General features: G+C 73.7%; 8 protein-coding genes. 3 read left to right on the top strand and 5 right to left on the bottom strand.

Features of this window, described 5'->3' with window-relative positions; translation table 11 throughout:
• On the top strand, positions 1-361 hold a 361-nt coding region (locus EAD98_RS29110), incomplete at its 5' end, for a response regulator transcription factor (RefSeq protein WP_147457522.1).
• A 24-nt stretch (positions 362-385) separates the two neighbouring features.
• Here EAD98_RS29110 and EAD98_RS29105 read toward each other — a convergent pair.
• Together EAD98_RS29105 and lipA are read right to left on the bottom strand one after the other, a co-directional pair.
• On the bottom strand, positions 386-1,990 hold the full coding sequence (locus EAD98_RS29105; protein ID WP_121657163.1) for a hypothetical protein: 1,605 nt from the start codon (positions 1,988-1,990) through the stop codon (positions 386-388).
• Between the two features lie 53 nt (positions 1,991-2,043).
• Positions 2,044-3,066 carry a lipoyl synthase gene (lipA, locus tag EAD98_RS29100; RefSeq protein ID WP_143728429.1) on the bottom strand — a complete coding sequence of 341 codons (1,023 nt, stop codon included), beginning with the start codon at positions 3,064-3,066 and terminating at the stop codon, positions 2,044-2,046.
• 425 nt (positions 3,067-3,491) lie between these two features.
• Between lipA and aspS the strand changes: the two genes are divergently transcribed.
• Entirely contained in the window at positions 3,492-4,778 is a 1,287-nt protein-coding gene (aspS, locus tag EAD98_RS29095) for an aspartate--tRNA(Asn) ligase (RefSeq protein WP_121657161.1), read from the top strand.
• A 51-nt stretch (positions 4,779-4,829) separates the two neighbouring features.
• Here the strand turns inward: aspS and lipB are convergent, their stop codons facing one another.
• The 3 genes from lipB to EAD98_RS29080 form a co-directional block, all read right to left on the bottom strand.
• The gene (gene lipB / locus EAD98_RS29090; protein WP_121657160.1) at positions 4,830-5,471 is read right to left on the bottom strand and encodes a lipoyl(octanoyl) transferase LipB; all 642 of its coding nucleotides are present in this window, start codon (positions 5,469-5,471) and stop codon (positions 4,830-4,832) included.
• 85 nt (positions 5,472-5,556) lie between these two features.
• Positions 5,557-6,867 carry a hypothetical protein gene (locus tag EAD98_RS29085; RefSeq protein ID WP_121657159.1) on the bottom strand — a complete coding sequence of 437 codons (1,311 nt, stop codon included), beginning with the start codon at positions 6,865-6,867 and terminating at the stop codon, positions 5,557-5,559.
• Between the two features lie 57 nt (positions 6,868-6,924).
• Entirely contained in the window at positions 6,925-8,757 is a 1,833-nt protein-coding gene (locus EAD98_RS29080; RefSeq protein WP_121657158.1) for a DUF2079 domain-containing protein, read from the bottom strand.
• Between the two features lie 234 nt (positions 8,758-8,991).
• Here EAD98_RS29080 and EAD98_RS29075 point away from each other — a divergent pair.
• Positions 8,992-9,985 (top strand): PHB depolymerase family esterase (locus EAD98_RS29075; protein ID WP_121657157.1); only part of this gene is annotated, 994 nt, incomplete at its 3' end.

The raw sequence follows: 9,985 nt of genomic DNA, 5'->3' as shown, positions 1-9,985 counted from the left end.
GGGTGGAGAGCGGGACGAGGCGGCCGCGGCGGTCACCGAGGCCGCCGAGATCGCCCGCCGGCTGGGCGCGACGCCGCTCGGCGAGGCGGCCGCCACCCTGGCCCGCCGGGTGGGCCTGCGCGGGCCGGGCGCGGTCGGGCCCGGCACCGACCTGCTGACCTCGCGGGAACGGGAGGTGCTGCGGCTGGTCGCCGAGGGGCACAGCAACAGCCGGATCGCCGAGCAGCTGTTCATCTCGCCGAAGACCGCCAGCGTCCACGTGTCCCGGATCATCGCGAAGCTGGGCGTGACCAACCGGGGGGAGGCCGCGGCCCTGGCCCACCGCCTCGGCCTGCTCGCCGAACCGGCCGCACCCCGCTGACCAGCACCGGCGGTCGGCCCATCCTCAGGCGCGCGGCAGGTAGATCCGCCAGCCGTCGAGGGTGACCAGGTCCAGGCTGTCCGGGGCGGCGCGCAGCCGTTCGTCGAGCCGGGCCGCCAGCGGAGACCCGGTCGGCGCGACCCAGGCCGGCGCCGCCGCGCGCTCCACCTCCCGCCGGTACGGGGGATAGCGGTCGAAGCCGGGGCGCAACGTGTCGTCGACGACCGCGCAGACCACCTCCTCCGCGCTGGCGAAGGTGAGCCGGTTGCAGGTCCAGTAGCCCGCGCGAACGTGCCGTACCCCGAGCTGGCGCAGGGTGGTGACCAGGTCGGCGTGCCGGGCCTCCGCGGCCCGGGTCGCCGGGGCGGTCTGCGCCGACCGCCAGGTGGCGTGGACGACGGTGCCCACCGTGGCGGCGAGCACCACCAACGCGACCGGCCGGGCGAACGCCCACCGACCCGGACGCCGGACCACCGTCCACAGTGGCCACAGAAGCACCGGTAGGGAGATGAGCAGGCACGACAGGTAGCGGGAACTCTCCACGGGGGTGAGCCCGGCGGCGCTGCTCAGGGTGTACGCGCCGAGGGTGGCCACCGCGGCCAGCACCAGAGCGAGCCGCATCGCCGCCGCGACCCGGGGCGACGGACCGGCCTCCGCGGTGGCCGGCCGGCGCAATACCCGCCAGGCGGTGCCGGCGGCGACGGCCAGCAGCACCGGCAGGGCGAGCGCCCACCACAGCTGCCAGGTGGCACACCGCCCCGGCGCGCAGAAGCCCATGCCCAGCGGCGGGCCGAGCAGCAGCCCGCCGTGCAGCCGCTCCACCCAGCCCGCGCTGGCGTCCGCCCCGCTGGCGCCGAGCACCGCGTGCAGCGGGTTCCGCCCGGTCACCAGGCTGTGCGCCAGCAGCGGAGCCGCCCCCAGCGCGGCGGCCGCCCCGAGCAGCACGCCAGCCGTCCCGCGAAGTTCCCGACGGCAGAACGCGAGCAGCACCGCGCCGGTGGCGAGGACGTACGGCAGCACGAGCGGGTCGACCCAGAGCATCAGGCCGGCCAGGAACCCCCACGCCGCCCAGCGCAGGCGCCGACCCGGCCGTCCGGTGGCCAGGTCGAGGGCGAGCAGGGCGAGCGCCACGCCCGCCGCGTTCATCTCGGGATAGCCGCCGCCGGCGATCAGCTGGTTCTTGACGATCCGGTCGGAGCCGAGGGCGAGCAGCGCCACCACCAGCAGCCCGAACCAACGGTCCCCGGTCAGCCGCAGGGTCAACCGCCAGGCCAGCAGCAGGAACAGCGCGTACAGCGCCAGCGTCGGCAGCCGCAGACCGAGCAGCGACGGCTCGCCGGCCAGGGCGAACACCGGCGCGGCCAGGTACGCCTCCAGCGTGCCCATGTACTGCTGGCCGTAGAACCAGACCGGGAAGCCGTCGCCCCGGGCGATGTGCAGCGCGGCCAACCCCATGGTGGCCTCGTCGCTGTTCGTCGGCGGCGTGGCGTGACCCAGCAGCCAGAGGCGGTAGCCCACCCCGGCGAGCAGGGCCAGCCCGGTGAGCCAGCCGACCAGCCCGGCGCGCGAGCCGGGCCGCGGGCGCGGAGAGCCCGCGCCGCGAGGCTGCTCGCGTACCCCGACGGTCATCGCACGATCATGGCACCCGGGCGCCGGCCTCCGGCGCGTTGGAGCCCGGCGGGTCAGCCGGCGGTGCTGACGGGGGCGCCGGCGCGGGCGTCGAGAGCCTGGCGGTAGAGCCGGCCGGCCCGGTACGACGAGCGCACCAGCGGCCCGCTCATCACCCCGGCGAAGCCGATCTCCTCGGCCTCCTCGCGCAGCTCCACGAACTCCTCCGGCTTGACCCAGCGGGTCACCGGGTGGTGCCGGGGCGAGGGACGCAGGTACTGGGTGATGGTGATCAGCTCGCAGCCGGCCTCGTGCAGGTCGCGCAGCGCCTGCGAGACCTCGGCCCGCTCCTCGCCCATGCCCAGGATCAGGTTGCTCTTGGTCACCAGGCCGTCGGCGCGGGCCTGCCGGATCACGTCGAGCGAGCGGTCGTAGCGGAACGCGGGGCGGATCCGCTTGAAGATGCGCGGCACCGTCTCCACGTTGTGCGCCAGCACCTCCGGGCGGGAGCCGAAGACCTCGGCCAGCTGCTCGGGGACGGCGTTGAAGTCCGGGATCAGCAGCTCGACGCCGCAGCCCGGCTGGAGGGCGTGGATCTGCCGGACGGTCTCGGCGTACAGCCAGGCGCCGCCGTCGGGCAGGTCGTCACGGGCGACACCGGTGATGGTGGCGTAGCGCAGCCCCATCGAGACCACCGACTCGGCGACGCGGCGGGGCTCGTCGGCGTCGAACTCGGCCGGCTTGCCGGTGTCGATCTGACAGAAGTCGCAGCGCCGGGTGCACTGGTCGCCGCCGATCAGGAAGGTGGCCTCGCGGTCTTCCCAACACTCGTAGATGTTGGGGCAGCCGGCCTCCTGGCAGACGGTGTGCAGCCCCTCGCGCGAGACGAGCCCGCGCAGCTGGGTGTACTCCGGGCCCATCTTGGCCTTGACCTTGATCCATGGCGGTTTGCGCTCGATCGGCGTCTCGGCGTTGCGCGCCTCGATCCGCAGCAGACGCCGCCCCTCGGGGGCGGCCGTTGCGGTGCGCGCTGCCTGGCCGGTCGTCGGCGCGGAGTGCTCGATCGTCACGAAAACGAGCCTACGCCCGACGGCCACCATCTATGTGCGTCGGGCGACCGGCGTCACGCCGTGGATGTTGTGACGCCGGACACCGACTGGCCGAAATTGGCGTCACAGCCGCCGGGATCGGGTGTTACGGTCTCCGCCAACAGCGATGACGGAGCCGAGTAGCGCCCGACCCGCCAGTGCAGAGAGCCGCCGGTGCTGAGAGGCGGTCTGGCCCCGGTGCGCGAAGACCCTCCCGAGCTGCGGGAAGAACGGTTGCGGGTCACCCCGTGCCCAGTAGAGCCCGCCCGGCTGGCCCCGGTCATCAGGCGACGAACGAGGCCTCCGCTCCGGCGGGGGCGAAGGTGTGGTGGCACCGCGAGGTTCCCGCTCGCCCACACCTCCCTGGGGCTGATGCGACGCTTCGCCACCCCAGGGCGGCGACGGCGTGGCGATCGACCGAGGAGCAGCCCGCCATGCAACGAACCCTGTCCCACCAACTGCCCACCAAGGTCGGCGCGACCGTGCGGATCGCCGGCTGGGTGCACCGCCGCCGACTGCTCAAGTCGGTGGCCTTCCTGATCGTGCGGGACGCCGCCGGCCTGGCCCAGGTCGTCGTCACCGACCCGGCCGCCCGCGCCGAGCTGGAGAAACTCACCGAGGAGACGGTCGTCGAGGTCACCGCGACGGTCACCGCGAACGACGCCGCGCCCGCCGGGGTGGAGCTGACCGACCCGGCGGTACGTCCCCTCGGCCCGCCCGCCGTGCCGCCGCCGTTCGACCTGTACCGGCCGGCGCTCACCGCGAGCCTGCCCACCCAGCTCGACCACGCGCCGACCGCGTTGCGGCACCCCACCCGATCCGCCGCGCTGCGGGTCTCGGCGGCGGCGGTGGCCGGGTTCCGTGCCGCGCTCGACGCCCGGGACTTCGTGGAGGTCCACACGCCGAAGGTGGTCAGCTCCTCCACGGAGAGCGGGGCGAACGTGTTCGCCCTGGACTGGTTCGGCCGGCCCGCGTACCTGGCCCAGTCGCCGCAGTTCTACAAGCAGCTGATGGTCGGTGTCTTCGAACGGGTCTACGAGGTGGGGCCGGTCTTCCGGGCCGAACCGCACGACACCGTCCGGCACCTCGCGCAGTACACCTCGCTCGACGTGGAGCTGGGCTTCGTCGCCGACCACCGCGACGTGATGGTCGTGCTGCGGGACACCCTGGCCGGGATGCTCGGCACGGTGGGCGAGCGGGCCGGAGGGGCGCTGACCACGCTGGGCGTCGAGGTGCCGGCCGTGCCGGCCCAGATCCCGGAGGTGCACTTCACCGAGGCGCTGACGATCGCCGGCGCGCCGGCTGACGAGCCGGACCTCGCGCCCGCCCATGAGCGGGCGCTGGGGGAGTGGGCCCGGCGCGAGCACGGGTCGGACTTCCTCTTCGTCACCGGCTACCCGATGGCGAAGCGCCCGTTCTACACCCACCCGGACCCGGCCCGGCCGGCCTACTCCAACGGCTTCGACCTGCTCTTCCGGGGCCTGGAACTGGTCACCGGCGGGCAGCGGCTGCACCGGCACGCCGACTACCTGGCGGCGCTGGCGGCCCGGGGGGAGCCGGTCGAGCCGTACGCCGGCTACCTGGACGCGTTCCGGCACGGCATGCCACCGCACGGCGGTTTCGCCATCGGTCTGGAACGCTTCGTGGCCCGCCTGGTCGGCGCGGCCAACGTCCGGGAGGTCACCGCGTTCCCGCGCGACCTGCACCGCTTGACCCCGTGAACGGACGCACGGGCCGGGGGCACCACGCCGCCGGCCCGTGCGCCGGGAGCGTCAGACCTCGACCAGGGTGGACAGTCGGCGCTCGACGACCGGGAGTACGTCGGCGACGGTAATCGCACGGCCCAGCTCGGCGGTGAGCGAGGTGACGCCGGCGTCGCGGATGCCGCAGGGCACGATCCGGTCGAAGTACGTCAGGTCGCAGTCGCAGTTGATCGAGAAGCCGTGCAGGGTGACGCCCCGGGCGACCCGGATGCCGATGGCGGCGACCTTGCGGGCCGGCCCCCGGTCGTCCTCGGGCACCCAGACCCCGCTGCGCCCCTCGATCCGGCCGGCGGCCAGCCCGAACTCGGCGCACACGTCGATCAGCAGCTCCTCCGTGCGGCGCACGTACGCGACCACGTCCACCGGGTCGGGCAGTCGCAGGATGGGGTAGCCGACGAGCTGCCCCGGCCCGTGCCAGGTGATCTTGCCGCCGCGGTCCACGTCGACGACCGGGGTGCCGTCCACCGGCCGGTCCCACGGTTCGGTGCGCTTGCCCGCGGTGTAGACGCTCGGGTGCTCCAGCAGCAGGACGGTGTCGCCGCGCTCGCCGGCCACCACCGACTCGTGCAGGCGCCGCTGCTCGTCCCAGGCGGCCTGGTAGTCGAGCAGGCCGGCGCGGACGGCCGTCAGGCCGGAGGTCGTCGTCGTCACGCCCTTCAGCCTAGTCCCGTGACCGGCAATGATCGCTGGTGAGCCGCCTCACCAGGGTGTCGCAGGCCCCGGCCGCCACCCACCGTCAGGCCTCGGGCTGCGGGGTCGGGCCGGGGCCCGTGTCGGCGGCGGAACCGCGCCGGCGACGCCGGTGGCGCCCGAGGAGGGCGCCGGCGAGCAGTGTCGGCACGGCCAGCGCCAGATAGAACCAGAGCGGGGCCGCGAACGGCGACGGCCGGCGCTCCGGCCCACCGAACGCGGCCCGGGTGAGCAGGTCGCCCGGGACCGCCAGGTCGGTCGACCCGGGCGGCGCGGTCACCAGCACTTCTCGGGTGCCCCCTGGTGACAGCGCGGCGAGGATGGCCTGTCGGTCCCCGTCGTCGCCGTCCACCGCGATCGACTGCTTGGCCACCGGGTCGCCCCCGCGCCAGCCGACGATCTTCGTGGTCGAGTCGGCGACGGGCAGCGGCTGACCGAAGGCTCGGCCGGTGGCGGCGTCGAGGAACTCGATCCGCCAGGTGCGCTCCGCCACCTGCTCGGGCGTGCAGTGTGGGCCGGCGCAGCCGTCGAAGGCGAGCAGCGCGATCCGCCGGCCGTCCGGGTGCCAGGCGGCCGGACCGGCCAGCATCCGCCGGTCGCCCAGGTCGACCTCCCACTGCGGGCTGTCGGACGTCGGATCGGTGACCACCAACCGCTGGCGCTCGGCGAGTTGCGCGGGCACGTCGGGCGGACCGGCCACCGCCACCAGGTCGCCGCCGGGTGACCAGGCCGCCGCGGCGTGCGCGGCGAACGTGCCGGCCTCGACCACCTGTTCGGTGCCCCGGTACGGGTCGAGGACGAGCAGATCGTCGGGCTTCTGCGGGTCGTTGAGTTGCTGGTTGTCCGGCCCGTAGCTGATCACCGGGTCGTCCTTGCTGCGGCTGCTCAGGACCCGCTGCCCGTCCGACGACCAGGCCAGCGGCCGCATGCCGACGGGGATCGTGCGGCGCTGCTGTCCGCTGGTGAGGTCCAGCAGGTCCCCGGACGGCCGCAGGTAGTGCCGACCGTCCGGGGAGATCAGCCCGTGGTCCTCGGCGACGTGCAGCGGGATCAGCCGGTAACCGCCGTCGCGGCCGACCAGCACTCCGGTCGACTCCAGATAACGGGTGCGGCTGGTGAAGAAGACCAGCGCGGCCCTTCCGGCTGGGCGATCCCCGACGGTGGCCTGCCACGCCCACGGGTTGTGCACCCGGGCCGGCACCACGCCGGCCGTGCCGTCGGTGGCGGTGCTGTCGGTGGCGGTGCTGTCGGTGACCGTGCTGTCGGTGGCCGTGGCGGCCGGCGTGCTGAGCGCCACCAGCGCCAGCGCGACAGCGATCACGGCGCCCTGCCGCAGACGCCTGCCGGTCTTTCGCATCACCCCATTAGACGCGACGGCGGCCGGTCACGATGCCCCGGTCGGTCGCGCCACGGTCTACCGGTCCGCCGGCGGGATGCGCCAGATCCAGACGTCGTCGACCCGTTGCGGTTCGCCGAACAGGGCGGTGGCGGTGCGTCGGACCGCCTCCTCGTCGACGTCGAACTTCGCGCCGTGCACCCGGTCGGGAAGGACGACCGTCTCGATCCGCCAGTGCCGCAGGTCGGACCGGACCTCCCGCATCGTGCCGTCGGTGACGATCGGCACCAGCCCGGTCCGGCCGGCCTGGTCCATCAGCGCGCTCAGGGTGCGGGGCACCGGCCCGATCCTTCCGCGACCGTCCGGGCCGCCCGGACCGAGGAAGAAGCCGCCCGGAATGGCGAACTCGCCCTGCCGGTGCGACAGCGCGTACGCCTGCCAGCGCTGCCCGTCCGGATAGATGTCCACGGCCAGCGGCACCGGCGTGAGCACCCCGTCGGGCGAGACGTACTCCTGCCAGGTGCCGGCCGTGATGAACCGCGGGATGGGCTCCCGCTCGTGGGTCAGCAGCGGGGAGGGCAACAGCGGCAGCAGGGCCACCGCGAACCCGAGCACCCAGGCCAGCTCCGTGGGGCGGTACCGGGGCGGGTCGTGCCGCAGCTGGTCGATGGCGTACGCCAACAGCACCCCGATCACCGGCGCGACCACCAGGGCCAGCCGGGCGGGCAGCGCGGCGTTGACCACCGGCAGTTGCCCGAGCACGTCGAACGGCATCGGCAGGTCGGTGCGGCGCCCGTCGACCTTCGCCACCGGCCCGAAGGAGAGCACGGTGAAGATCAGCGCGGTGACGCCGAGCGCCCAGAGGGTGGCCCGGCGGGTGGCATCGGCGCGTCGCCAGAGCGCGACGAAGCAGATCACGGTGAGCACCAGCAGGGGGATGCCGAAGAACGAGTTCTCCTCGGTCGGGTTCGGCGCCAGCGAGGTGCCCAGCCCGGCCTCGCCGGCCAGCGAGCGGCGGGGGAACGCGGCGAACGCGGCGATGTCCTCGGAGTGGATCACCGGGTCGAAGCCGGTGCCGTGGAACCGCTGGGGGCCGGCGAAGTGCAGCCACAACGGGTACGACAACAGCACACCGGCCACCACCGCGGTCACCCCGAGCCCGCGCAGGAAGCTGGGCAGCGCGGCGCGGGCCTCGGCCCGGTGGACCGGGTGCAGCGCCCAGACGGCGACGAACACGCCGAGCGCGAGCGCGGTGAAGAACAGGCCCTCGGCGGCGATCGAGAAGGCCACCGCGACCAGGATGCCGAGGATCACCCCGTCCCGGAGCCAGTGCCCGGGCCGGCGCAGCGCGAACAGCCGCCACACCAGCAGTGGCACCAGCCAGCCGGCGGTCCAGTTCAGGTGGGCGTTGGCGTGCGAGACCATGCCGGGGGAGTAGGCGATGAACAGGCCGCCGATCCCGGCGGCCAGCCGGCTGCGGACCAGGTGCCGGGAGAGCAGCCAGTACCAGGCCAACGCGGTGGCGAACAGGTTGAGGGTGAGGATCACCAGGAAGGTCGCCGGCGGCCCGATCAGGTACGTGAGCGGTGCGAAGACGACCGCGTACACCGTGATCGAGGTGTTGACCGCGAGGTTGACCCCGTCCGGGACGTTGATCAGGTACGTGAAGAACGGGTTCTCCCCGTGGGTGACCGCGTGCCCGCCGAAGGCGAGCAGCCACTCGAAGAGCGCCTGGTCGCTGGAGTTGACGGTGATGGTGCGCACGTTCGGGTCCCGCCACAGCCCACTGGTCACCCAGACGGCGAGCGCGAGCGCCACCAGCACGACGATCAGGTCGGCCCGGCGGTCCCGGGCGGCGCGAGGCGGTGACGCGGGTGCGGGCCCGGTGGCCAGCGACGGGGAGAACGGCACGCAGCGGACGTTACCAACCGGACCTGGACCGGCCGGTCATACATGCAAGGAGGGGACCGTTGTTGTCGCCTGAGGTAGGGGAGGAGCCGTTCCTGACGGCTGGACCGTCCGACGTACACAGCGGTGGCCGTGAATGTGTGACTGTGACCCATGTCATGGCGGCGACACATCGACGTAACGTTCCGGCAATTCGACCGTGACCCAGTTCACAGTCCTGCCCGTCAGGAGGCCGCCGTGCGCCGCTCCTCGTCCATCCTCACCCGGCTGATCGGAGCGGTCGCCGGGCTCGTCCTCGCCGTGGCCGGTGCGGTCGCCCTCGCCACGCCCGCCCAGGCGGCCAGCCTGACCCAGGTCACCGGCTTCGGCTCCAACCCGGGCAACCTCGCCATGTACGCCTACCGGCCGGACAACCTGCCGGCCAACTCCCCGGCCGTGGTGCTGCTGCACGGCTGCACCCAGAACGCCTCCGGCTACTTCACCAACTCCGGCTGGCGGAAGTACGCCGACCAGTGGCGGTTCGCCCTCATCGTTCCCCAGCAACCCTCCGGCAACAACGCCAACAGCTGCTTCAACTGGTTCGAGACGGGGGACACGGCGCGGGGCCAGGGCGAGGCGCTGTCGATCAAGCAGATGGTCGACCACGCGAAGGCGAACTTCGGAGTGGACGGTTCCCGGGTCTTCGTCAGCGGTCTGTCGGCGGGCGGGGCGATGAGCTCGGTCATGCTCGCCACCTACCCGGACGTCTTCGCCGCCGGGTCGATCATCGCGGGCATCCCGTACCGCTGCGCCACCAGCATGGTCAACGCGTTCAGCTGCATGAACCCGGGCACGGACAAGAGCCCCGCCGCCTGGGGTGACCTGGTCCGTGGCGCATACCCCGGCTACAGCGGCCGGCGTCCCCGGGTGGCCATCTGGCACGGCACCTCGGACACGACGGTCGCCCCGCTCAACGGCGCGGAGTCCCGCGACCAGTGGACGAACGTGCGGGGCGTCTCGCAGACCCCGACCAGCACCTCGTCGCTGCCCGGCGGCACCAGCCTGGAGGTGTACGGCAACGACGACGTGCGGCTCTACCGGGTCTCCGGGATGGGTCACGGCACCCCGGTCGACCCGGGCTCCGGCGCCGAGCAGTGTGGCAGCACCGCCGCGTACTTCCTGGACACCATCTGCTCGACGTACCGCGACGCGGTCTTCTTCGGGCTCGGCGGTGGCGGCACGACCCCGACCC

Source organism: Micromonospora sp. CV4 (assembly GCF_003667455.1).
GTDB lineage: Bacteria > Actinomycetota > Actinomycetes > Mycobacteriales > Micromonosporaceae > Micromonospora.
This window is presented reverse-complemented; position numbering and strand designations above follow the sequence as displayed.